At 69.7% G+C, this 23,985-nt stretch carries 20 protein-coding genes; 7 read left to right on the top strand and 13 right to left on the bottom strand.

Annotated elements, in window-relative coordinates; translation table 11 throughout:
* Positions 1-254: 254 nt before the first annotated feature.
* Positions 255-1,916, top strand: a complete 1,662-nt coding sequence (locus BMW85_RS05680) for an endonuclease/exonuclease/phosphatase family protein (protein WP_177240505.1) — start codon at positions 255-257, stop codon at positions 1,914-1,916.
* A 369-nt stretch (positions 1,917-2,285) separates the two neighbouring features.
* Here the strand turns inward: BMW85_RS05680 and BMW85_RS05675 are convergent, their stop codons facing one another.
* Both BMW85_RS05675 and BMW85_RS49285 read right to left on the bottom strand, forming a co-directional pair.
* Positions 2,286-2,579: a hypothetical protein gene (locus BMW85_RS05675; RefSeq protein WP_143082103.1), complete on the bottom strand. Its 294-nt coding sequence runs from the start codon at positions 2,577-2,579 to the stop codon at positions 2,286-2,288.
* 51 nt (positions 2,580-2,630) lie between these two features.
* On the bottom strand, positions 2,631-2,795 hold the full coding sequence (locus BMW85_RS49285) for a hypothetical protein (protein WP_177240504.1): 165 nt from the start codon (positions 2,793-2,795) through the stop codon (positions 2,631-2,633).
* A gap of 193 nt (positions 2,796-2,988) precedes the next feature.
* Here BMW85_RS49285 and BMW85_RS05670 point away from each other — a divergent pair, with 193 nt between their 5' ends.
* Entirely contained in the window at positions 2,989-3,546 is a 558-nt protein-coding gene (locus BMW85_RS05670; RefSeq protein WP_091077783.1) for an AAA family ATPase, read from the top strand.
* A gap of 31 nt (positions 3,547-3,577) precedes the next feature.
* Here BMW85_RS05670 and BMW85_RS48115 read toward each other — a convergent pair whose 3' ends face one another.
* Positions 3,578-3,916, bottom strand: coding sequence for a hypothetical protein (locus tag BMW85_RS48115; protein WP_143082102.1), 339 nt, complete (start codon positions 3,914-3,916; stop codon positions 3,578-3,580).
* A 183-nt stretch (positions 3,917-4,099) separates the two neighbouring features.
* Between BMW85_RS48115 and BMW85_RS05665 the strand changes: the two genes are divergently transcribed.
* Both BMW85_RS05665 and BMW85_RS05660 read left to right on the top strand, forming a co-directional pair.
* On the top strand, positions 4,100-4,696 hold the full coding sequence (locus tag BMW85_RS05665) for a hypothetical protein (protein ID WP_143082101.1): 597 nt from the start codon (positions 4,100-4,102) through the stop codon (positions 4,694-4,696).
* Entirely contained in the window at positions 4,689-5,015 is a 327-nt protein-coding gene (locus tag BMW85_RS05660; RefSeq protein WP_091077777.1) for a transcriptional regulator, read from the top strand. Before BMW85_RS05665 ends, BMW85_RS05660 begins: the two co-directional genes overlap by 8 nt.
* Before the next feature lie 144 nt (positions 5,016-5,159).
* Here the strand turns inward: BMW85_RS05660 and BMW85_RS05655 are convergent, their stop codons facing one another.
* The 3 genes from BMW85_RS05655 to BMW85_RS49280 all read right to left on the bottom strand — a co-directional run bounded on the left by BMW85_RS05655 (position 5,160) and on the right by BMW85_RS49280 (position 6,370).
* Positions 5,160-5,594 (bottom strand): YdeI/OmpD-associated family protein, encoded by a 435-nt coding sequence (locus BMW85_RS05655; protein WP_218155680.1) that lies wholly within the window; start codon positions 5,592-5,594, stop codon positions 5,160-5,162.
* Positions 5,595-5,605: 11 nt separating this feature from the next.
* Complete coding sequence (locus tag BMW85_RS05650) at positions 5,606-6,019, bottom strand: VOC family protein (protein ID WP_091077775.1); 414 nt, start codon at positions 6,017-6,019, stop codon at positions 5,606-5,608.
* 105 nt (positions 6,020-6,124) lie between these two features.
* On the bottom strand, positions 6,125-6,370 hold the full coding sequence (locus tag BMW85_RS49280; protein WP_091077772.1) for a carboxymuconolactone decarboxylase family protein: 246 nt from the start codon (positions 6,368-6,370) through the stop codon (positions 6,125-6,127).
* Between the two features lie 422 nt (positions 6,371-6,792).
* On the opposite strand from BMW85_RS49280, the gene BMW85_RS05635 reads away from it, so the two are divergent.
* The gene (locus BMW85_RS05635) at positions 6,793-7,683 is read left to right on the top strand and encodes a LysR family transcriptional regulator (protein WP_091077768.1); all 891 of its coding nucleotides are present in this window, start codon (positions 6,793-6,795) and stop codon (positions 7,681-7,683) included.
* Between the two features lie 551 nt (positions 7,684-8,234).
* Here BMW85_RS05635 and BMW85_RS05630 read toward each other — a convergent pair.
* From BMW85_RS05630 to BMW85_RS05600, 7 genes are all read right to left on the bottom strand, one after another.
* Complete coding sequence (locus BMW85_RS05630; RefSeq protein ID WP_143082100.1) at positions 8,235-8,873, bottom strand: hypothetical protein; 639 nt, start codon at positions 8,871-8,873, stop codon at positions 8,235-8,237.
* Between the two features lie 5 nt (positions 8,874-8,878).
* Positions 8,879-10,822, bottom strand: a complete 1,944-nt coding sequence (locus tag BMW85_RS05625; RefSeq protein ID WP_091077764.1) for a M48 family metalloprotease — start codon at positions 10,820-10,822, stop codon at positions 8,879-8,881.
* Complete coding sequence (locus tag BMW85_RS05620; protein ID WP_143082099.1) at positions 10,819-11,274, bottom strand: hypothetical protein; 456 nt, start codon at positions 11,272-11,274, stop codon at positions 10,819-10,821. Before BMW85_RS05620 ends, BMW85_RS05625 begins: the two co-directional genes overlap by 4 nt.
* A 341-nt stretch (positions 11,275-11,615) precedes the next feature.
* Positions 11,616-12,647, bottom strand: a complete 1,032-nt coding sequence (locus BMW85_RS05615; protein WP_091077760.1) for a LacI family DNA-binding transcriptional regulator — start codon at positions 12,645-12,647, stop codon at positions 11,616-11,618.
* Positions 12,648-12,683: 36 nt separating this feature from the next.
* A complete protein-coding gene (locus BMW85_RS05610; protein WP_091077757.1) occupies positions 12,684-15,197 on the bottom strand; it encodes a glycoside hydrolase family 3 C-terminal domain-containing protein in 2,514 nt (837 codons plus the stop codon).
* Between the two features lie 12 nt (positions 15,198-15,209).
* Positions 15,210-15,932 (bottom strand): DUF305 domain-containing protein, encoded by a 723-nt coding sequence (locus tag BMW85_RS05605; protein ID WP_177240503.1) that lies wholly within the window; start codon positions 15,930-15,932, stop codon positions 15,210-15,212.
* A 182-nt stretch (positions 15,933-16,114) separates the two neighbouring features.
* A complete protein-coding gene (locus tag BMW85_RS05600; protein ID WP_091077753.1) occupies positions 16,115-17,455 on the bottom strand; it encodes a DUF1996 domain-containing protein in 1,341 nt (446 codons plus the stop codon).
* 240 nt (positions 17,456-17,695) lie between these two features.
* Here BMW85_RS05600 and BMW85_RS51810 point away from each other — a divergent pair, with 240 nt between their 5' ends.
* Positions 17,696-21,394 (top strand): discoidin domain-containing protein, encoded by a 3,699-nt coding sequence (locus BMW85_RS51810; protein ID WP_281249548.1) that lies wholly within the window; start codon positions 17,696-17,698, stop codon positions 21,392-21,394.
* Positions 21,395-21,422: 28 nt separating this feature from the next.
* Complete coding sequence (locus tag BMW85_RS05590) at positions 21,423-23,981, top strand: discoidin domain-containing protein (RefSeq protein ID WP_091077750.1); 2,559 nt, start codon at positions 21,423-21,425, stop codon at positions 23,979-23,981.
* Positions 23,982-23,985: the final 4 nt, after the last annotated feature.

Raw genomic sequence — 23,985 nt, 5'->3', positions numbered from 1 at the left:
CCGCTGGGCGCACGAAAGACCTGGGCTGAACGGCATTTCGTCTCCCTTTGTCACTGACATACTTGATCCTTATGACGAGACCGAAAAGGCGGCTACTGATCGCTGTCGCCGTATTACTGCTGCCCTGGGCCGTACCGGCTGCGGCGTCAGCGGCCAGCTTCGTGTATTCCTACCGCTGCGACGGGAAGATCCTGACAACGCCGGGCCCGGAGCAGGTGGGAAAGCTCTGCACGATCCTGGCGAACGGACCGGCGGTGGCCGGTCAGGTTCACGAGATCAGGATGGCCATCAGGCAGCGGACCCTGGGGTATGTGTGGATGCGGGCCACGCTGTACACGACGAACGGCAAGGCGGAGTCACATCCCTTCGTGGTGCCGCAGGGCGAGTTCGAGCTCGACGCCAGCGACGCGGTCTTCGCCCAGGGACAGGCGGGCACCCAGGTACGGCTCATGACCTGGAACCTCCTCGGCGGAGGCACGCTCGACGGCAAGGACTACACCGGTGAGAACCTGAAGCAGCTGATCGAGTACGTCAACGAGGTCAATCCCGACGTCTTCTTCGTCGTGGAGGCCTACGGCTCGGAGACCGCCATCCTCCAGGGGCTCAATGCCGGGCGAGCCACGACCGACCTTTACAGCTCGGTCCCGATCACGGTGGCGGAAGAGGCGAAGTACCGCAATCTCTGGCTCTTCACCAAGCTGAAGGTCGTCCAGCGCTACACCGAACGGCCGGAGATCACCGACTTCCACTTCGGCGGCGCCAAGTTGCAGTTGCCCAACGGCAAGCACATCCACGCCTTCACCGTCTGGTCCCGGCACGAGGACTCGGTCTTCGCCCCCATGCACCACGCCGTGGTGAACGCCCAGTTCGGCAAGCCGATCTCGCCGTCGATCAACACGATCCTCAGCTACGACGACACGAAACGTAACGCGCAGGGCCAGGCGATCTTGCAGAAAGTGGTGCCGTATTACGTCAAGGACGACGCCCCCGTGATCATGGGCGGTGACTTCAACGCGTGGTCGTATCGGGACTGGACCGGCCAGTTCGCCAAGGCCCGCGGACACGCCGGGCTGACCGTGCCATGGACCTACACCAAGCAGTACGTCGACGCCGGTTTCTACGACGTCTTCCGCTACATCAACGCCGACGCCGGGCTCTATCCGGGCCGCACCTGGAGCACGAAGAGCGGCTTCGGCGCCGCCCCCGCTCGCATCGACTACCTGCTCTTCCGTGACAACAAGGCGCAAATGCGCGTGCTGGGCGCCCGCACCGACGTGCGCCGCCTGCCCCGCCACCAGGGCGGCTACCTGGACCAGGAATACCCGTTCTACTCCGACCACGGCGCGGTCATCGCCGACGTGCTGGTCACCGGAACCGGTCCGGGCCCGAATCGTCCCATCGTGATGGAAAAGCCCGAGTACGCGCCCGGGGCCTGGCCCGCGCCGCCGGCGGGAACCCCGATCCCACCGGCGGAACTGTCCGCCACGGCCAGCACGTTCAAACCGCACGTGGGAGACCCCCGACTCGCGGTCGACGGTGACCCGTTCACCTACTACCACTCGTGGTATCCCGACGCGGTCGATCCCACGGTGAGCCCCGCCCAGCCGCACTTCATCACGGTGGACATGGGGCAGGAGCGCACGCTGTCCGCGGTCCGATTCGTGCCCAAGCTGGCCGCCGTCTTCTCGGCTGCCCAGAATCCGGTCGTCAACATGACCGGCACACCGCTCAGAGGTGTGCTGGAGATCAGCGCCGACGGCACCTGGTGGGCGCAGGTGGCGAGCGTGACCTGGCCGCGGATCACCGGGCCGAACGACGTCCACCTCGATGGCGTCAAAGCCCGCTACCTGCGACTGCGCGTGGACAACGGAATGGGCGGCGCCACCGCTATCGCTGAGATCACTCCGTACGAATGACGTTGGAAGAGGTGTTGGTCCGCTGGTGAGAGTCGCCACACAGCTCAGATGAGCGGCGTCGCCGCAGGCCACGGTGTGGGACTGCGCCACGCTCCGGGTTGCGCACCGTCCGTGTGGCGCGATCCCTACCGGCAACCTGACCGAGGCCGGCTGCAATGTGGAGGGCTCCACCCTGAAGCAGCACGGCGTGGTCAAGGACTACACGTGCAGGCACCATCGCATCAGTTCGACAGTAAGCAAGGTCCGCAGGGGGAGTCCATGCCCTCGGGCCAGGACTCCCCCGGAGGGGTCGGGCATTTCAGGCGGGCTGCGGTGCGGAGGCTGGCTTGCGGACCCATGCCGACGGCCTCTTCCTGGTCAGTCGCCTGGTCAGTCACGGACCCGGTTGAAGACCCTGGCCCTGGTCAGCGGGTGAAGAAGCCGAACACGGTCTGGTAAGGCGGAAAGCCGGCGGGCACTGTCGCACTGTGGCCAGCAGCGTCGCGCCCTGCCGATCGCGTAGGCGGCGAGCCCTTCGGCCAGCGCCACCAGGGCCAGCGCCGTGGCGTGTGGGTCGAGGGCGGCGGGGATGTGTCCGGCCTGCTGGTCGCGGGCGATGAGGTCGGCCATCTGACGGTGGAAGTCGGCGTACACGACGTTGCGCCTGCCGACGATTCCATCCACGGGATCGGGGACGGTGCGCAGCGGGGCTGCTTGGTTCAGGGCTTGATGTGCTTATCCCAAGGGCAGCAGGTGCTTGTTCTCCTCGTCGGCCTTGATGCGGCCGATCAGATCCCGAACGTAGGTGGTCACACCTTCGATCTCATTCGCCGGGAACACCCGTGCCGCCTGCGCCTGGCCGAGGCGGCGGACAGGTGTAGGGTGATGGTCGGCTCGCACCGGTCTGGCCGCATTCCCGGTCCCGCGCGGGCCTCCGGGTGTCCCTTCCTCGGGCTCTCTCTCGCAGTGCTTCTCCTGTTCCCGCATACCCGCGTGTGCCGCCACGCCTCGCCGCGATCCTGCGCGTTGCCTCCCGGTATCCGCCCGTGCCATCAGCCTCCTACACCACGATCGACGGAGGGACCACACCACGATGAAGCGTTACATTCTCACCGGCGCCCCCGGCTCCGGTAAGAGCACGATCCTGCGACGGCTGGCGGCACTGGGGTACGCGACCGTCGAGGAGGCAGCCACAGCCGTCATCGCGGCCCGGCAGGCGGCCGGTGAGGCCGAGCCGTGGACGAGGCCGTCCTTCATCGACGAGACCGTGGTCGTGCAGCGTCGCCGGCAGGTCAGGACGCCGGTCGGCGGACCCGATGTGCAGTTCTTCGACCGCTCTCCCGTCTGCACCCACGCGCTGTCGGAGTTCATCGGCCATCCGATCCCGCCGGTCCTGACCGCCGAGATTGAGCGCATCGCCCGGGAGCGGATCTACGACCGACACGTGTTCTTCGTCCGGAATCTGGGCTTCGTCGAGCCGACCGCGGCTCGCCGGATCAGTTTTGAGGACTCGCTACGGTTCGAACGCCTCCACGAGGACACCTACCGCGCCTTCGGCTTCCGGCTGATCGACATACCGGCCGGGCCGCTGCCCGGCCGCGTGCGCAAGATCAGGGCCGCGATCGGCCGACTGCAGGCCGCCGGCGTTTGAGTCCGCGAACGTGTGCCGCTCGAATATTGAGTTACGTGGCCTGAGCGGTGTGATGGTATTCGTTGATCGTGCATGTTGCGACGGCTTCACGGCGGATGGATCGTAGTTCGTCGAGGTCGGTCACGTGCCGGGTGGGCTGCGTTTCGATGTCCGGAGGCGTTGGTTCCGGGACTGAAGCGGCCGGTGCCCGTTGTAGTGGATCAGGTACTCCTGGAGCACGACGCAGTCGGCGGCTATCGTGCTCGATGAAGACCAGCACACACAGCCGCCTGAGAAGCACCGTTTCGACTTTGGACAGATTGGCGCGGACCAGCACGGTTGGCAGGCCGAACAAGCCCTTCACCAGCCGGTGGACAAGCAATGACGACACCCGGCGATGGTCGCGGCCGCCGCTCTGATCGCGGAGCGAAACCCCAGCTCATCGCATAAGACCGTGTTTTCGAGCGGGGCAGGCGGACGCAGGGTCCGCAGAACTTGCTGGCGCAGAGCGCTTTGTAATGCAAAGTGCTCTGCGCTACCGTGAAGATCGATGTTGCCGAGAACGGAGGCACGCGTGCAGTACCATCCCGTGCACGATCTAGAACGAGTCCGCTTCGTCACAGCGCATTACGAGATGCTCCAAGGACTCGTCGTCCTGCCCTTGCTGACGGTCCTCGGCGTTCTGTTCGTAGTGGACCCCCGCTCCGGCAGCCAAGGCGATGCGGTGATCTGGTGGGGCATGGCCACGGTGGGGCTGATGGCGGCACTCGCCGCCATACCGGTGCTGAGCGGTTATTACCGGCGCAGGTACGGCGCGGTCCGGGCTCAGCGGGAGCAAGGGCGCTCGGCTCTGGTGGCCACGGGCGTGGTGTTTGCCGCGGTCGCCGTCTTGCACAAGTTCACGCCCGTCTTGCCGTTCAGCCCGGAGGCGGTGGCCGTGGGGGCGGGAGTGCTGGTGGCGGGCCGGCGGCTGCGTCCGCTCGCACCTCCGTTCCTCCTGACGGGCGTCGCCCTCATCGTGGGTGGGCTGCTCCCCTTCCAAGGTGCCGGGCATCCCCTGTCCGATTTGTCGATCCTGCTGGGAGTGTGCTGTGGCGCTGCCGTTCTGCTGGGGGTTTGGAGCCACCTGCTGCTCAGGCGAGTGCTAGGCGGGAACGAGTCCGGTGAGTGAGCCCTTTCAGGAGTTGGCCAACCTGGACAAGCTCGTCCATGAACCTGCCAGGCTGGCCATCACCGCCGCCCTGGAATCCTGCAGGGAGGCCGATTTCCTCTACCTGCAGCGTGTCACGGGCCTGTCACCGGGCAATCTCTCCTCCCATCTGACCAAGCTCGAGAACGGCGGGATCGTCCAGGTGCGCAAGGAGCTTGCAGGCAAGCGGACTGAGACCTGGATCCAGCTGACCGCGAAGGGAAGAGCAGCGGTGATGGAGCACTGGCGCCGCCTGGAACGGTTGCGCCCCAGAGGCGGCCCGGACCGGCCTTCCACGTAATCCGTCGAGTGAACGTCTCTTCGGCGGACATCGCGCGCTGGACAGGGGCACACCAGTCTCCGCCGAACCCGGGGCCATTCAAGGTAACCCCCAGTGCGGATGATCCAGCTCAGGACGGCACGGCAAGCCGATGGAGTTTCGGGCTCAGTCCCGCAGAGTGGCGATGGCCTTCTCGATGCGCCGCCGGCGTGTTTCGGGCTTCTTCGCGCTCTCGATGGCGCGCACGTGTTCACGCTTGCGGCTGTCGGTGAGATCGTCGTAGGCGGCGCGGGCGGCCGGGTCGTCGTCGAGGGCTCGGGCGAAGTCCATGGGTTCGACGACGACGCGCGGCTCGGTGTCGAGTTCCAGCTCGACCTCGACCTCCTCGCCTGTCGCGACACCGGCGGCCTGCCGGTTGGCGTTGCTGACGCCGAGCAGATGACGGCCGCGCAAGATGGCGACGCGGCTCTTCCAGCGATGTTCGTTGACGGTGATCGTCACCGGCGGTCGCGCGCCCCCGCCGAGCGCCTCGACCACCTCGGGCGGAACTTCCAATCCCCGCATGGGCTCGGGAGGCTCGACGATGGTGCGAAACTTCACAACGTGCTCCTTTACTCCGCGTAGGGCTGGTCCTTGGCCTGCTCGCTGTAGCCGAGACTCCAGATGTAGCCGTCCGGGTCGGCGAACGTGCCGCCGTACCCGCCCCACGGCAGGGCGCCGGCGGGCTTGAGGATCGTGGCGCCGGCCTTCTCCGCCTCCGCCATCACCTCGTCCACCCGCGCCTCACTCCGCACGACGTAGGTGAGCACCAGCCCGCTGAAGCCGCTGCCCTCCGGGCTCGTGCCCGCCAGGCCGGCCAGACCCTCGCGGCCGTAGAAGCCGACGGGCGAGGCGCCGTCCGACTCGAAGAACACCGAGATGCCGTAGTCCTGCTTGACCTTCCAGCCGAGCCCTTCGGTGTAGAACCGCTTGGCCCGGTCCATGTCCCGGACGCCAAGAAGGATCGAGCTGACGTGTGCCTTCATGTCTTGCTCCTTATGTATGGAAGGTAATGCGGTGCATGGGTGTGCGCCGCTGAAACCGATCGCGAGCGCGATGCTCACTACTCCTCGCCCTGCCTGAGGACGGTCCTAGCCCCACCTCTGGCCGGCCGGCTCCTTGACGGTGGCGTTGAGGCGGTTGAAGAGGTTGGTGATGCCGATGCTCATGAGGAGGCCGGAGATCTCCGCCTCGGAGAAGTGGTCGGCGATCTCGTCCCAGAGGGAGTCGGGGACGGCCTCGCCGGAGCGGTCGGCGACCCGGGCGACGTGCTCGGCCAAGGACAGTGCGGCCCGCTCGGCGCTGGAGAAGTACGGGGCCTCTTGCCAGGCGGCCACGGCCGCGATCTTGTCCTCGTCGGCGCCGGAGGTGGCCGGTGAGGCCGGTAAACCGGTCCATGCCGATCTCGGGGTGGGCCAGTGCCGCGCCGATCGCCTCGATGACCTGGTCGATGGCGGTGCAGGGCTGTCTTGAGCAGGTCCCAGCCGGCCGCGGTGCGCAGGACCGCGCGGGGGCGCCGTCGACCCGAGCGGTGACCCTGGCCAGGTACTCAGCCGCGCGACGCAGCGCGTCATGCATCGCGTACATCGTCGTCATGTCGAGCGTCGCGCTCACGGCCTTCTCCTTCGGGGGTCAGCTCCGGCACCACCCTCGTGTGCGGTTTCGGACGTCTCCTACCTTGGAGCGGTCGCGCGGCGGCATCAACGCGAGATTTCGTATGATTCGATAACGTGGGACTTATGAGGTAAATGAGGATTAAGTGGAGATTCGGGATATCGAGATCTTCCTGACTCTGGCCGAGGAGTTGCACTTCGGCCGGACCGCCACCCGGCTCCACGTGTCCCAGGCCAGGGTCAGCCAGGCCATCAGCCAGCAGGAACGCCGTATCGGCAGCCCGTTGTTCGACCGCTCCAACCGCCGCCAGGTCCGCCTGACCCCAGTCGGACGGCAGTTGCGCGACGACCTACGACCGGTCTACTCGGGGCTGCAGCAAAGCCTTGAACGCGCCCGGATGGCCTCTCGAGGCATCACGGCGCGCCTGCGCGTGGGCATGCTGCCCTTCAACGTCCACGACTTCCACCCGTACTGGCAGGCATTCCGCGCGCGGCACCCGCAATGGGAACTTCAGCTACGCCGCGCCCCCTTCATCGATCCGTTCGCCGCTCTCCGCGACGGGGAGATGGACGTCCTGATCGCCTGGCTGCCCGTGGAAGAACCCGACCTGACCGTAGGCCCGTCGCTGCTCACCGACCGCCGGGTGCTCGCCGTCTCCGGCGCCCACGAACCGGCCGGACGGTCCTCGATCCCGCTGGAGGCGCTCGGTGACTTCCAGCACGCCATCGCAACCGACATGCCGGACTACTGGCAGGACAGCTACCTGCCCTCCCACACCCCGCGCGGGCAGACGATCGAACGCATCGCCTTGATCACCGACGCCGACGAACTGATCGATCTCGTCGGCACCGGCGAGATCGTCCACACCTTTCCCGCCCATGTCACCCGGTATTGGTCGATGCCCCACCTCCGCTGGCTGCCCATCCCCGACATGCCGCCCCTGACGTACGCCCCGGTGTGGCAGACCGAGACCGAGAACGACCTTGTCCGCGCCTTCGCCCAGACCGTCCACGACCTGGGCGCCACCACCGGATGAGCAACGCCGCAACCGCGAGTTCGGCGAGACACCCTGGTCAGCCCTCTGTCAGCGCTGTCGGCTGGGTCCCTGACCGTCATGTTCGCCGCGTTTCGATCGTGGAGTGCCGCAGGAGGCGCGCATCGCCGATGGGGGAGTCGCCTCCTGGTCGTGGTCGCGGCGCGATCAGGTGGCCGCCACCGTCGCCACCGTCACCGTGCGCCCCGGGAAGGCTGCTCACCCGGCCGATGGCCGCGGCGAACGGAAGTGGAGCGGCCTGCGGCAAGTCTGTCAGGTGGGGTTGGCACTCAAGCCCGGCCAAGCGCCCTATGACCCGCGGCGCGGCGAACATGGCATCCTGTCAGACCTTCGCGTACGAAGTGCCCGAGGTCACGCCGTTCACCGCCCGCCGAGGATGGCGTCGACCGCCGACGGTCGAGCCGGAGCGGAACGAGCATGTGCCGCTGGCGCTGCCGAGGCGTCCGGCGGAATCGGTGCTGTCCGTCGCGGCGCTGTTCGAGCTCGAACGGATCGGAGCCGGCCGGCTGGCTCTGGATGGGTCTCGTCCGCTGTCAGCCGGCCACCTTGCGCATCTTGGCTCCGGCCCGGTCCGCGATCGCCTGGGCGGCGTTCGACGAGGGCTTCTTGAAGCCGAGCTGGGAAAGGATCATGAAGGTTCCCCGGACCCTGGCCAGTATCAGGATCTCACCGTACGTCCACGTGCCGTTGGACTTGGCGGTGACCCAGATGGCCTTGCTCCGCGAGCCGACCTTGGTCATACGAATGGGCGTGAGCGTCACCGTGATGACCGCAGGATCCCGGCCTGTGTAGGTCTGGCTGAAGGAGGAGCAGCCGCTCAGGACGTTGAGGATGCGGGTGAAGTCGTGGTCGGCCGTGGCCTCATTGGGATACCGGCGCAGGTTCTCCAGGACCCAAGGACCGAGATCACCCTTGGCGAAGACGGCTCGGGCGTATTCGACGCCGCGGAACCTGGGTGTGCTGAACTCCAGCTCGTCCATGGTCTTCGAGCAGGCGGGGTTGCTGCTGGCGCTGTATGCCTGGTATTCGGCGGTCCAGGCGTAATAGCCCTTCGGCAGATCGGCGGTGGTGAGGAGGCCACGGCTCAGCGGCGGGAGCGTGCTGGCCTGGGCGGTGCCGGTGAGGAGGGCGAGAGTCATGCTGGCGACGAGGAGCAGCCGACCGAGTGGCATCTGGTTCACCAACCTTCAGTGGGAAACGGGGGTGGGAGATCGGACACGGCTTTGTCGTGGTAGCGGTTCAGGTGGTCGCAGCGCCTGACGAAGGCGGTCCAGGCCAAGGCCGCCAGGTCCTGCGACCCGGTGCTCGCGCTGCGCAGGAACATCTCGCCGATCTCGTTCAGGAGCGTGTCATCAGCGGCGCGGAGCAGCCGGCCGAGCCGTTGCCTCGCGCCATGATCGCCGGGGTTGCCGTAGACACCGACGCCGGAGATGTACAGGCCGAGGCAGATCGCTCCGGCCTGGGTGGAATCAGGCAGGGCCGCTTGCCGGACGGTGGCCGTCACCTGGATGGGGTTGGAGGACAGAGCCAGGTACGACGGCAGCAGAGCCGCGGCGATCACCGTGGCCGCCACCGCATAGAAGGGCGCCCTGCGGGCGAGCGGCCACAGAGCCAACAGGGCGATCACAGTGAGCGCCGAGAGCACGACTGCGACTTGAGGAGTGATCACTAGGGCGGCGACGCTCTGCGGGCTCCATCGTTCGGACGCCGCCAGCCGCGCCGCGACGAACCACATGCCCATGACCACCCCGAAAAGCACCGCGGTGAAGGGGGCCGCGTACCGCCACGCGCGGGGCCCCGACCGTGGGAGCCAGGCAATGGCAGCCAGCGCCAACCAGCCGAAGACCGCCGTGGTCAGGAGGAGAATCGCGGCCGCCATCCAGATCGCCGTACCGGGCGGGATTTGACCAGGGCCGATGACAGCTGCCTGGTCGGGCGCGCCGGCAAGCCACCGGCTCCACTGCACGCTCGTCCTGGGCGCCAGGACCGCCCCCACCAGCAGCCCGGCCCCGAACGCGAAGCCTGCCGCGAGCGCCCGCCCTACGGCGAATGGCCGGACAAGGGCGCCCCGCCACACGCCGAGCCCGGCGACCCCCGTGACCGGCATGGCGACCACGAAGCCGGCGGCCCAGTACGCGACCAAGGGAGGCACGGGGAGGACAGTGTGCAGGATCACGCCTAATTCGGTGACGATGACACCGGCGGCGATCCCCGCCGTCACAGCCTCGGCGATCGAGGGGCGCAGCAGCCTCCCGGGATCGCGCAGCGCCTTGAGCCGCTCGTCGAGCCGCGGGTGGAGCCGCAGCAGCCGGCGCTGTTCCTGGCGGCCCGTGGACAGCAGGCCGAGGATGTCCTCGCGCCTGAACTGGCCTGCGCGCAGGTCCGCGTCGTGCTCGCGGGTCCTGATCACGGCCGTGAAGGTCGTTGTGACCAGCAGGCAAATCACCGCCGTACGCCAGGCGACGGCGAGCGCGGGGGCCAGGTCGAGCGTGGTGGTGGCAGACCATACCATCGGCACGGCCGCCAGCAGCGCGAAGCCGGTGACAGCGAACAAGCCGAGGTAGGTACGGTCCACGTCCCGATTGCGCAGGTGACCGAGTTCGTGGGCAAGCGTCGCGGTGACCAGGGAAGGGTCGGTCTTGGCGTAGGAGCGGATGGAGCGGGCGAGCATGATGCGATGGTGCGGGCGTCTACCGTACGTGAACATCCAGGGCAGCATGCCCCGATCGCTGAGCATGAGCACGGGCGGACTGCGCAAGTCCGCGGCCTCGACAGTCTGCTGGAAGGCGACGGGCCACGGTTCGAGCCGCTTCGCGCCGTACCGGAGGGTGATCACGGACGGCGCGGCCACCTGGGCCAGCAGCACCAGCATCGCCACAAGAGCGGGACCGGCGAGTGGAACCAACGCCTGCAGTACGAGGATCCTGGTCGAGCAGTCGAGGAAGTCGGCCACTTCGGGCAGCTGAGCGCACGCCCGATTCGCTGCGCCCCAGTTGTCCCGCGCAAGCACCAGGAACCAGTAGCCGGCGAAAAACGCGCCCGCCCCTACGGTGAGGAACAGCAACCGCAGCCGGGAGGTGCTGGGCGGGGGCAGGGCAAATGGGTCGGGGGGTGCGCTCACGGTCCCTGAGACTCGCTTTCGCGCTGGAGCTCCCCGGCGACCGCGTCGCTGAGGAGCTGTGCCCGCTCAGGTGACATTTTGATCGCACGGGCGCGAGACAGTATGGCCGCACGGATCATGCGGCGCTGCTCGTCGTTCAGCGTGAGCGGTTCAGTGAGGGCTTGCCGCTTGGCCTTGCGCCTGGCTCTCCACCCGAACACGCCGCGGGTACGCTCCGTGATTTCCTCTTTGAGCGCCTCCAGTACGGCTCCGCCGACGAAGGAGACAACGATCGGCGCCCAGCCGGCGACCTCGGCCAGAATTCCCGAGCCGAGAAGCCGTTCCCCCGCGTGCTCAGGGTCGGGATGGTCGACATAGGCGGCCCAAAGGTCGGGCAGGAGCTCCACCTCGTCGGGCTTGAGCCTGGCGACCACTGCCTCGATGAGTTCGTACGTGGTGCGCTGTTCGGACACAAGCACCCCCTGCGGGAAGGCGGGCCATTCCGGAGCTATCCGCTACGTGGTCCTGCCGGAGTACGCTTCACGAGGGACGATCCGCCGAACGCACAATTTGATACGTCGCTATCTCCACCGAATTCTGCGTATTGACGAGGGCTTCGGGAACGATCATCCGCAGCCCCAGTGCATGGCTCGGACTGCTGCGGAAGAGCAGCGGCCCCGCCTCGCCGCGAGCAGTCGGCGAATACGGGGCCGGATGCTTGATCCGACTGTCAGCTCTTCGGCGAGATGCGTTTCCCGGGCCCGTCTGAGCTTCCTGGCCGAACCGCAGGGCCGCGGACACCACCCATCTGCTGTCAGCCGGAGGCGCGGACGATCAAGGCGGGCTCGAAGATGACGGACCTGGGCGTACGGCCCGGCTCGTCGATGTGGTCGAGCAGGAGGCGCGCCATCTCGGCGGCCATGTCCTCGACCGGGTGCCGGATGGTCGTGAGGGGTGGGCGGCAGGCGGTCGCGGCGCTGCTGTCGTCGAAGCCGATCACCGCCACGTCCTCGGGGACGGAGCGTCCGTGGTGGCGCAACGCGTGCAGCGCGCCTTGGGCCATCAGGTCGTTGGCGACGAACACGCCGTCGAGGTCGGGTCGTTCGGCCAGGAGCCGTTCCATGGCCCTTTCGCCGCTGTCGTAGGTGAAACCGCCCTCGCTGTAGGGGACGTAGGCATGTCCGTGCCTGGCCATCGCGTCCTGGAATCCCGCCAGGCGTGCCTGGGCGGCGGGCACGTCGAGCGGGCCGCAGACGCTGGCGACGCGGCGGCGCCCCAGCTCCACGAGCCGGTCGGCGGCCAGGGCGGCGCCGGCCCGGTGGTCGAGGTCGACGTAGCTGATCGGGACACTGCCCGTCGGCCGGGCGAACAGCACCGCGGGCACCTCCGCCTCGACCAGCTCCACCGGCAGCGGGTCGGCCGCGTGCGTGGAAACCAGCAGCGCGCCGTCGGCATCGCCCTGCCGCAGGTACGACACGACCTCCGCGCGGCTCTGTTCGGTGTCGGCGAACATCAGCACCGGGTGGATGCCGCGCGGCCGCAGAAAACTGATGATCCCGGCGACGACGCGGCCGAAGAACGGGTCGGTGAGGATGGGGCTGGGTGACGGGTCCTCGTCGCCCCCCGCCCCGGACAGCACCAGGGCGACCGCGCCGGTGCGCCTGGTGACGAGGGAACGGGCGGCGCGGTTGGGGACGTAGCCGATGGTGGCGATCGCCTGGAGCACCGTCGCCTGGATGTCAGGATCGACGTTGCGGATGCCGTTGATCACCCGGGAGACGGTGGCGCGGGAGACGCCGGCTACCCGTGCCACGTCTTCCAGCGTAGGAGAGCCCCCTTGTTTCACCCGCTCTTTATAACATGCGGGTTGGAGAGCGCTCTCCTAGCTGTATGAGACCGTTATGACCGCCTCCAACGGGAGATCGGCGGCCGAGCGCCCGGCGAGCACCGACACCTCGCCCTCGGCTGTACGCCAGGCGCCCGCCCAGTGCTGGAAGGCCCTGGCCGGCACCTCCACGACCGCCTCCACCCGCTCGCCGGGACCGGCCGTCACGGCGGCGAACCCCGCCAGCCACCGAACCGGCCGCTCGTGATCCTGCGGCCTGGCCAGGTACACCTGGACCACCTCGCGGCCCGCCCGCCGGCCGGTGTTGCGCAGCGTGACGCGCACCCGCACCGGCCGATCGGGCGCGACCCGCTCCGGTGCCCACAACCCCTCGTACGCCCAGGTCGTGTAGCCCAGACCGTGCCCGAACCAGTACGCGGGCGAGTCCTGCTCCCGCAGCCAGCCCCGGTAGCCGAGGTGCGGGCCTTCGGCGTACTCGAGCACGCCCTGCTCCGGCACGGTCGGAGCCAGGGCCCGGTCCGCCCAGGTGGTGGGCAGCCGCCCGCCCGGCTCGGCCCGGCCGAGCAGCACGTCCGCCAGGCCGTTGCCGCCCTCCTCACCCGGGAACCAGCTCACCAGGATGGCCGCCGCCTCCTTCCGCCACGGCATCGCCACGGGACCGCCGGAGTTGACCACCACGACAGTCGCGGGGTTGGCCGCGGCGACGGCGCGTACCAGCTCGTCCTGGCCCTCGGGCAGCGCGAGCGTCTCCCGGTCGACGCCTTCGCTCTCGGCCTGCTCGGTGGTGCCCACCACGACGATGGCCACCTCGCATGAGCCGGCCAGCTCGACCGCGGCGGCCAGCTCGGCCGCCGCGTCCGCGGGAGCCGGGGCGGCGGCCAGCACGCAGGCCCGCCCGCCGCCGGGGACGAGCTCGCGGCGCATGACGATCTCGACCTGGCGGCCCGCTTCGAAGGTGACGCGTTCCGTACGGTACGGCGGAGCCAGGTGCACGGTGGCGGGGTCATCGGTGTGCCGGGGGACCGTCTCGTCGATCATGACGCGGCCGTCCACGGTCAGCTCCAAGCGGCCCCATCCGGCGGCGGCCACGTCCCATGGGCCCGCGCGGTCCGGCAGCACGAGGGCTCTGACCTCGACGGCGGCGGCCCGGTGGATCGGTCCTTCCGGTTCGGGAAGACGGCCGGTGAGGCGATGCTCGGCGTGAATCTCGGCGCCCGCGGCGTCGAGGAGGCGGACCAGGAGCCCGGGCTCGCCGGTACGCGGATTCCGGGCGTTGGCGACGTCGAGCGAGGCGGGCAAGCCGCCAAGGGCGACGCCGGTGGCGTGGTGCACCTCGGCGTGGCCGTTCAGCGCGGTGCGCAGGCCGGCGAGCGGAGTGACGAGGGATTCAGGGTAGACGCCCGCGCTCCCGCCGCCCTGGATACGGGGCCTGGCGGCGTGCGGCCCGATGACGGCGACGCGGGCCAGTCGGGCTGGGACGAGGGGGAGGAGGCCGCCCTCGTTGCGCAGCAGTACGGTCGAAGCGGCGACCGTACGGCGCAGGAGAGCGCGATCCGGACGATCATCGACGCTCCCGGTGGTGGGACTGCCGGCGGAGGGGCTCAGGGCGGAGGGGGTGGTGAGGTCCCCGGCGGAGGGGCTCAGGGTGGAGGGGGTGGTGAGGTCCCCGGCAGAGGCGGAGGGCGCGGGGGAGCCGGGCAGCGCGCCGACGCGGGCGGCCAGCCGGAGCAGGCGGCGCACCTTGTCGTCGATCATCGGCTCCGGAACCTTACCGGCGCGGACGGCCGCCACCAGCGCTTCGCCCCACGGCCCGTCGGGGCCCGGCATGACCAGGTCCTGGGCGGCACGCGCGGAGGCGACGGCCGACCGCACCGCTCCCCAGTCCGACACCACCACCCCGTCGAACCCCCACTCGCCCTTCAGCGGCTCGGCCAGCAGCTCGTTCTCGGACATGGTGACGCCGTTGACCCCGTTGTACGCCGACATCACCACCCAGACCCCCGCCTGGACGGCTGCTTCGAAGGGCGCCAGGTACACCTCGCGCAGGGTGCGCTCGTCGACGCGGGCATCGAGGGTGAGCCGGTCGGTCTCGGAGTCGTTGGCCACATAGTGCTTGGCCGTGGCCGCGACCCCGCGCGACTGGATGCCGCGGATCACCGCCGCGCCGATGCGGCCGGTCAGCAGCGGATCCTCGGAGTAGCACTCGAAGTGTCGTCCGGCCAGGGGGGAACGGTGCAGGTTCAGGGTGGGGGCCAGGACGACGTGCACTCCCTTGCGCCGTGCCTCGACGGCCAGCAGTTCGCCCATCGACTGGGCCAGGCTCTCGTCCCAGGTGGCCGCGAGCGCGGTGGCGGAGGGGAGTGACAGGGAGGTCCGGCGCTCGTCCCATCCTTCCCCGCGTACGCCGGCGGGGCCGTCGGAGGTCACCATGGGTTCCAGTCCGATGGCGGGCTCGGCGGGCGTGCGCCACACGGTCGCTCCGGTGAGCAGCCGTACCTTGCTCTCCAGGTCCAGCTTGTCCACCAGGCGGTCGAGGTCGTCCGGGATCACACGCGTGTCCTTTCAGGAGGGAGAGCGCTCTACCGCCGCGAGGGCGGAGAGCTGGGTCGTACGGGTGCGTTCGATGGCGGCGGCCAGCGCCTTGATGCCGGGATCGGCGCCTGAGATCTGTTCCGAGCGGGTCACGGACCGCGACTGGCGCAGGTGGGCACGGAGATGGCCGTTGAAGAGCGTGTCGAAGGCCGGGCCTTCGGCAGTGCGCAGGCGGGCGAGTTCGGCGGCGGTGATCATCCCGGGCATGTCGTGCCCGGCGTGCGGGTTGTCGGCGGGCAGGCCGGTGGCGGGCAGGCCGGTGGCGGGCAGATCGGTGGCGGGCAGATCGGTGGTGTGGAGGGCGGTGACGTTGAGGGCGGCGCGCAGGCGGGCGAGTTCGGCGACGTGCGCGGCGCGCAGCCGACCGGCCAGCTGCCCCACGGCAGGTGCGTGGCCCCGGGAGGCGCCGAGGTCGAGCAGCGGCAGGACTCGCTCGTCCATCGGGATCATGAGCTGCAGCCAGGCGACATCGGTGGGGTTGACGCTCCCGCTCGTGACGGGGTGCGCGATTCGCGGGCCGTCCGCTTTCGTGGGTGCCGGTACGTGGTGCGCGTGCCGTGCCGCGGACTCGGAGTCGCCGCGGGCGAGGCAGCCGCCCATCAGCACCGCCGCCAGCGCGAGCAGCACCAGCGCCGCCGGCGCGGTCCGAGCCGACGACGTGCGCTTGTCAGCCGCGCGCGGTGCCCACGACAAGCGCTCGTCGGTCGCGCGTGGTGCCGATGACAAGTGCTTGTCGGTCGCGCGTGGTGCCGATGACAAGTGCTCGTCGGTCGCGCGTGGTGCCGTCGACGTGCGCTTGTCGGTCGCGCGTGGTGCCGTCCGCCCGCTCCGGTGGCCGGGGCGGGCGGGCGGGCCAGGTGTTTCCGCGGAGGACATCAAGGCAGTTCGAAGTCCTCGGTGAGCGCTGCTCCCCGGTGCGGCTTGTAGAGGTCGTAGCCGCGCGGGTTGCACTGCAGCCCGCCGTTGATGCAGTGGGTGACCAGCGCGTCGAGGATGCGCGGGTCGTCCCAGGCGTTGAAGAAGTCGTAGTGCCAGGTGTAGCCGCGCCCGCTGGCCAGGCGCGCCTGCGACAGGTCACCGCTCGCCGGGAAAGCGATCTTGAATTCCAGCATGGGCACCGCGACCGGGTGGCTCGACGGGCAGTAGCCGCCGACGGGGTAGGCCATGTGGCTCTTGTGGTCGGCGCTGTCGAGGTTGACGCCGTTCCAGCAGCTGGGAGCCTGGAAGCGCACGTTGACCTGGCTGCCGGGCACGCAGTACTGCGGGATGTCCCAGCTCTTGGACAGGTCGCCGCACTCGAAGCCCTCGACCGCGCCCGGGTGGGTGCGGAACTCCTCCTGGGTGGAGGTCGGGCTGCCGACGACGAAGCGCAGGCCCTGCGGGAAGGGCTGCACCCGCCAGTACTCCAGGATGCCGGACTTGTAGTAGATCACCTGGTTGCCTACGGGCTCGATGAGCTGGTTGCCCTTGTAGAAGCTGGGGAACCAGTAGGCGGACTTGTCGTGGTGGTTGGTGCAGGAGGTGTTGCCGCCCAGCAGCGAGGAGGACGTGCTGTGGGCGTTGGTGGTGGTGTTGCCGACGAAGGTGTGCATGTGCGACGCGCCGGGCAGTCCGGGGTAGACGATCGGGTCGTCGGGCCGGTTGGCGGTCAGCGAGCAGTTGGCCTGGAACTCGTGGTGGGTGACCTCGTCGGTGAAGGTCGGCTTGGGCCGGGGCGTGGTTCCGGCGCCTCCGGTGCCGTGCACCTCGAACTCCAGCAGCGAGTAGCCGTAGCCGGTGGCGCGGGCGGTGCCGTACATGCGTACGTAGCGGCCGGTGCCGCTGACGCTCCAGGTGTCGGTGCCGCCGTCACCGCCGGTCACGGTCTTCAGGTCCGTCCACGAGTTGCCGTCGGGGGAGGACTGGACCTTGTAGTCGCGCGCGTAGGCGGCTTCCCATGACAGCACGACCTTGCTGATGGTCGCCGGGGCGCCCAGGTCGACCTGGATCCACTGCGGGTCGGTCCAGGCGCTCGACCAGCGGGTGGTGAGGTCGCCGTCGAAGGCGGCGCCGGCCGCGTACGCGCCGCCTTCCGACGATGACGCCGAGGCGGCTCTGCCCAGGGACAGCACCGTGTCGGCGGCGGCGGGCAGGACGAAGGCCAGGCTGGTGGCCGCCACCGCGGAGACGATGGCGGCGGCTGACGCGAGGGCGGTCTTTCTTCGGAACACGGACATGGTCTCTCCTCGGGGGGCGGAGGCGTGGGAGAGCGCTCTCCTGTGAGGGTGAACGCCGGACCGGCGGCTTGTCAAGACGGCGAGAAATCGCACTTCCCGATTACGCGTCGGTGACCTGCGCATTTCGGCCCAGCGATGTTTTGGGCCTTGACGGGGGGCGCGTCAGGATGCAGTGTCACGGCACGGAGAGCGCTCTCCTCCTTCCCCTCGGCACTGCCCACCCCCTAGGAGAGAGTGAACGTGTTTCCCGTCCGACATCCCGGCCGGTTCCGGTTCGGCCTGGTCGTCGCCCTGGTGGCGGGCCTGGCCGGGCTCGGCCCCGCCCTGGCGACCCCCGCCCTGGCCGCCCCCGCCCTGGCCGCCCCCGTATCCGCTATGGCCGCACCGGCCCCCGTATCCGCCTTGGCTGCCCCCGCCGCCGTCATGGCCGCACCGGCCCCCGCGGCGGCATCGGCCGTAGCGGCGACCGCCGCCGGCCTGGCCCCATCGGCCGCTGCCGCACCGGCCGTAGCGGCGCCCGGCGCCGCCCTGGCTCCAGCGGCCGCTGCCGCACCGGCCGTAGCGGCGCCCGGCGCCGCCCTGGCCCCAGCGGCCGCCGTGGCCCCGACCCCATCGGCCGCCGCCGTGGCCCCGGCGGCTGCCGCCGCCATGGCCGAGGTCCTGCTGTCGCAGGGTAAGGCCGCCACCGCGTCCTCCGCCGAAGGCGCCGACACCTCCGCCGCCATGGCCGTGGACGGCAACGCCGGCACCCGCTGGTCAAGCGCCTTCAGCGACGCCCAATGGCTCCAGGTGGACCTGGGCGCCCCGGCCGTGCTGAGCAGGATCGTCCTCACCTGGGAAGCCGCCTACGGCCGCGGTTACAAGCTGCAGGGTTCCGCCGACGGCAGCTCCTGGACCGACCTGAAGACGATCACCGACGGTGACGGTGGCACCGACGCGCACACCGTGACGGGCACCGCCCGCTATGTCCGGATGCTCGGGACCCAGCGCGGCACCGGCTACGGCTACTCCCTCTGGGAGTTCCAGGTGTACGGCGAAGGCGGCCAGACCTCCGGCTGCGCCACCGCCAACGCCGCCCAGGGCAGGCCCGCCACCGCCTCCTCGACCGAGGGCGCCGCCTACGCGGCCGGCGCCGCCGTGGACGGCGACAGCGGCACCCGCTGGTCCAGCGCGGCCTCCGACCCGCAGTGGATCCAGGTCGACCTCGGCTCCAGCCGGACCATCTGCAAGGTCACGCTCATCTGGGAGGCCGCCTACGGCGCCGCCTACAAGATCCAGTCCTCGCCCGACGGTTCAGCGTGGACCGACCTGAAATCCGTCACCGGCGGCGACGGCGGCACCGACGCCCTCGAAGTGTCCGGCACCGGCCGCTATGTCCGAATGCTCGGCACCCAGCGCGGCACCGGCTACGGCTACTCCCTCTGGGAACTCCAGATCAACACCGGCGACCAGCCCGAGGAGCCGGGCGACTGGACCGAGGTGTGGCGCGAGGACTTCACCGGCCCGGCCGGCACCTCGCCGTCGGCCGCCAACTGGATCAGGCGCACCGGCACCTCCTATCCCGGCGGGGCCGCGAACTGGGGCACCGGCGAGGTGGAGACGATGAGCGACTCCACCGCCAACGTCAGCCTCGACGGCGACGGCCACTTGAGCATCAAGGCCGTCAAGGATCGCGACGGCAACTGGACCTCCGGCCGTGTCGAGACGCAGCGCACCGACTTCGAGGCCAGGCCCGGCGAGATGGTCCGCTTCAGCGCCCGGCTGAAGCTGCCCGACGTCGCGAAGGCCCTCGGCTACTGGCCCGGCTTCCGCGCCACCGGCGCCGCCTACCGGGGCATCTACACCAACTGGCCGGGCGTCGGCGAGAGCGACATCATGACGGCCGTCAACGGGGCTGACGAGTTCTCCAACACGCTGCACTGCGGCACCGCGCCCGACGGCGTCTGCAACGAGTACAACGGGCGGACCAGCGGCTTCGCCACCTGTGGTGGCTGCGCGACCGCCTACCACGAGTTCTCGCAGGTCATCGACCGCACGCTGAGCGATGAGGAGATCCGCTTCTATCTCGACGGCAGGCAGACCTGGGTCGTGCGGCAGAGCCAGGTCGGCGTCGCCGCCTGGCAGGCGGCCGTTCATCACGGCTTCTACCTCCGTCTGGACCTGGCCATCGGCGGCTCGCTGCCGAACGCCGTCGCCGGAGTCACCACGCCGTCGCCGGAGACCGCCTCGGGCGGCGCGCTGAGCGCCGACTGGGTGTCGGTCGCCCGCCGGTCGGGCGCCACGCCGACCCCGATGGCCGACGGACCGGTCCCCGCCGGGCCGAGCGTCGTCAGAGTGACCGGCGGCAACGGCAACTGGCAACTGTCGGTCAACGGCCAGCCGTACTTGATAAAGGGCTTGACCTACGGTCCGCCGCAGGCCGCGGCCGACGGCTACATGCGGGACCTGAAGGCGATGGGCGTCAACACCATCCGCACCTGGGGTGTGGACGACGCCGGCACGCCGGCTCTGCTCGACGCCGCTGCCAGGAACGGGATCAAGGTGATCGTCGGGCACTGGCTGAACCAGGGCGCCGACTACGTCAACGACACGGCCTACAAGACCACCGTGAAGAACGAGATCGTGGCCCGGGTCAACGCGCTGAAGAACCGCCAGGGCGTGCTGATGTGGGACGTCGGCAACGAGGTCATCCTCACCATGCAGGACCACGGGCTGCCGGCCGACGTGGTGGAGCAGCGGCGGGTGGCGTACGCGAAGTTCGTCAACGAGGTCGCCGTGGCCGTCCATGCCGCGGACCCCAACCACCCTGTCACCTCGACCGACGCCTACACGCACGCCTGGACCTACTACAAGGCCCACTCGCCCGCGCTCGACCTGCTCGCCGTCAACTCCTACGGGGCCGTCCACACCGTGAGGAACGACTGGATCGCCGGCGGATACGGCAAGCCGTACATCGTCACGGAGGCCGGGCCGGACGGCGAATGGGAGGTCCCGAACGACGTCAACGGCGTCCCCGACGAGCCGACCGATCTGGAGAAGGGCCAGATGTACGCAGCCAGCTGGAACGCCATCAGCGGCCACACCGGGGTGGCGCTCGGCGCGACCATGTTCCACTACGGCCTGGAGAACGACTTCGGCGGCGTCTGGCTGAACATCACCCCGGGCGGCTGGCGCCGCCACGGCTTCCACGCCCTCCAGCAGGCCTACACCGGCGGGCCGACCGGCAACACCTCGCCGCGCATCACCTCGATGACGGTCGGTTCGCAGACCGCGGTCCCCGCCGGCGGCACGTTCACCGTCGACACCCAGACCACCGATCCCGACGGGGACCTGATCCGCTACCACGTGATGCTCAGCGACAAGCACATCACCGGCAACCGCGGCTTCCGGCACGCCCGCTTCACGCAGACCGCCCCGGGCCGGCTCACCGTGACCGCGCCCGAGCAGCTCGGCGTCTGGAAGGTCTACGTCTACGCCTTCGACGGGCACGGCAACGCCGGCATCGAGCAGCGTTCGTTCCGGGTGGTGCCGCCGGTCGTCGACGGCACCAACGTGGCCCGGGGCAAGCCGACCACGGCCTCGTCGTACCAGGCGAGCGGCGACGGCGGCCCGTTCACCCCGGACCGTGCCACTGACGGCAGCTTCAGCTCGCGGTGGGCCAGCGAGTGGGCCGATCCGCAGTGGATCCGGGTCGACCTCGGCGCGCTCACCCCGATCAAGCACGTCCAGCTCGGCTGGGAGGGCGCCTACGCCAAGGCGTACCAGCTCCAGACCTCCGTCAACGGCACCGACTGGACCACCGTGCACGCCACCACCACCGGGGACGGCGGGTTCGACGGCATCGACCTGAACACCTCCGCCCGGTACGTCCGGCTCAACCTGACCGAACGCGGCACGACCTACGGCTACTCCCTCTGGGAGTTCGGCGTCTACCGCTAGCGAACCCCTCCACCTGAAAGCGGATGCCATGCAACTCAGACCGACAAAGGCCGCGATCGCGGTCCTGGCCGGCCTCCTCGCCGTGCCCCTGATCACCGCCCCCGCGTACGCCGAGGACCCCCTGCTCTCCCAGGGCAAGACCGCGACCGCCTCCTCCGTCGAGCACGCCGGCACCGCGCCGGCCCTGGCGGTGGACGGCGACGACGGCACCCGCTGGTCCAGCGTCGCCGGCGCCGACCCGCAATGGCTCAGGGTGGACCTGGGCGCCTCGGCCCACCTCAGCAAGGTCGTGCTGAACTGGGAGGCGGCCTACGCCACCGGCTACCGGATCCAGACCTCGCAGGACGGGACGACCTGGACCGACCTGAAGACCGTGACCGGCGGCGACGGCGGCGTCGACTCCCTGGACGTGACGGGCGACGGCCGCTACGTCCGGATGCTCGGCACCGCCCGCGCCACCGGCTACGGCTACTCGCTGTGGGAGTTCAAGGTCTACGGCACCACGTCCGGCGGCGGCAGCGGCGGTGAGTGCGGCGCGGGCAACGCGGCCCTGAACCGGCCCGCCACCGCGTCCTCGACGGAGAACGCCGGCACCCCGGCCAAGAACGCCTTCGACGGCGACACCGCGACCCGCTGGTCCAGCGCCGCCGCCGACCCGCAGTGGCTGCGGGTCGATCTCGGTTCGGTGCGGGAGATCTGCGAGGTCGGCCTGAGCTGGGAGGCCGCCTACGGCAGGGACTTCACGATCCAGTCCTCGGCCGACGGCACGAACTGGACCACGCTGAAGACGGTGACCGGAGGCACCGGAGGGACCGCTTCTTACCAGGTGACCGGCTCCGGCCGGTACGTACGCGTCCACGGGACGGCCCGAGGCACCGGCTACGGCTACTCGCTGTGGGAGGTCGCCGTGCGAGTCAAAGGCGACGGCGGAGGGGAGGACCTGCCCGGCGGCGGCGACCTGGGCCCGAACGTGAAGGTTTTCGACCCGTCCATGCCGGCGGCCACGATCCAGGCGCAGATCGACCAGATCTACCAGCAGCAGGAGGCCGCGCAGTTCGGTCTCGGCCGCTACGCGCTGATGTTCAGGCCCGGCAGCTACGACGTCAACGTCAACACGGGTTTCTACACCTCGGTCCATGGCCTGGGCCGTAACCCCGACGACGTCACCGTCAAGGGCGTGAGCGTCGACGCGGGCTGGTTCAACGGCAACGCCACCCAGAACTTCTGGCGCTCCACCGAGAACCTGTCCGTCGCCCCCTACGACGGGACCAACAGGTGGGCGGTCTCCCAGGCGGCGCCGTTCCGGCGGATGCACATCAAGGGCGCGCTCAACCTGGCGCCGTCCGGGTACGGGTGGGCGTCCGGCGGTTACATCGCCGACAGCAAGATCGACGGCCAGGTGGGGCCGTACTCCCAGCAGCAGTGGTACACCCGCGACAGCACCATCGGCGGCTGGGTCAACAGCGTGTGGAACATGACCTTCTCCGGCGTCCAGGGAGCACCCGCCAACAGCTTCCCGGAGCCGCGCTACACGACCCTGGACACCACCCCGGTCAGCAGGGAGAAGCCGTACCTCTACCTCGACGGCGACGGCTACCGGGTGTTCGTGCCGGGCAAGCGCACCGACGCGCGCGGCATCAGCTGGGCGAACGGCCCCACCCCGGGCACGTCCGTCCCGCTCGCCGCCTTCTACGTCGCGAGGCCCGGCGTCACGGCCGCGACCTTGAACCGGGCGCTCGCCCAAGGTCTGCACCTGCTGTTCACACCAGGCATCTACCAGCTCGACCAGACGATCGAGGTGAACCGGGCGAACACCATCGTCATGGGCCTCGGCCTGGCGACGCTGGTCCCGCAAGGCGGGATCACGGCGATGAGGGTCGCGGACGTGGACGGGGTGAAGCTCGCCGGCTTCCTCATCGACGCCGGTCCGGTCAACTCGCCGACCCTGATCGAGATCGGCAGGCAGGGCGTGCACACCGACCACTCGGCCAACCCGGTCTCGCTGCAGGACGTGTTCGTCCGCGTCGGCGGCCAGTTCGCCGGGAAGGCGACCGCCGGCCTGGTGGTGCACAGCGATGACACGATCATCGACCACACCTGGATCTGGCGCGCCGACCACGGCGACGGCGTCGGCTGGAACGTCAACACCGCCGACTACGGCCTGCGGGTCCACGGCGACGACGTGCTGGCCACGGGCCTGTTCGTCGAGCACTTCCAGAAGTACAACGTGCAGTGGTCCGGCGAGCGCGGCCGGACGATCTTCTTCCAGAACGAGCTGGCCTACGACCCGCCGAACCAGGCCGCGTTCATGAACGGCTCCGTCAAGGGCTGGGCCGCCTACAAGGTCGACGACTCGGTCAACGTCCACGAGGGCTGGGGCATGGGCAGTTACTGCGTCTTCACCAGCGATCCGACGATCGAGGTGGACCACGGCTTCGAGGCTCCCGTGAAGCCCGGGGTGCGCTTCCACAGCCTCCTGGTGGTCTCCCTCGGCGGGAAGGGCCGCTACAACCACGTCATCAACGACACCGGCGCCCCGGCGTACGGCACCGACACCATCCCGTCCACGGTCGTCTCCTACCCCTGACGGC

Origin of the sequence: Nonomuraea wenchangensis (assembly GCF_900111685.1) — a bacterium.
Lineage (GTDB): Bacteria > Actinomycetota > Actinomycetes > Streptosporangiales > Streptosporangiaceae > Nonomuraea > Nonomuraea wenchangensis.
This window is presented reverse-complemented; position numbering and strand designations above follow the sequence as displayed.

Bases quoted from the DNA above. Each gene is read 5' to 3' on its own strand.
- BMW85_RS05590 (WP_091077750.1), top strand. From the start codon at position 21,423: ATGCAACTCAGACCGACAAAGGCCGCGATCGCGGTCCTGGCCGGCCTC.
- BMW85_RS05600 (WP_091077753.1), bottom strand. From the start codon at position 17,455: ATGTCCGTGTTCCGAAGAAAGACCGCCCTCGCGTCAGCCGCCGCCATC.
- BMW85_RS05650 (WP_091077775.1), bottom strand. From the start codon at position 6,019: ATGAAGGCACACGTCAGCTCGATCCTTCTTGGCGTCCGGGACATGGAC.
- BMW85_RS05630 (WP_143082100.1), bottom strand. From the start codon at position 8,873: ATGCCACTCGGTCGGCTGCTCCTCGTCGCCAGCATGACTCTCGCCCTC.
- BMW85_RS05670 (WP_091077783.1), top strand. From the start codon at position 2,989: ATGAAGCGTTACATTCTCACCGGCGCCCCCGGCTCCGGTAAGAGCACG.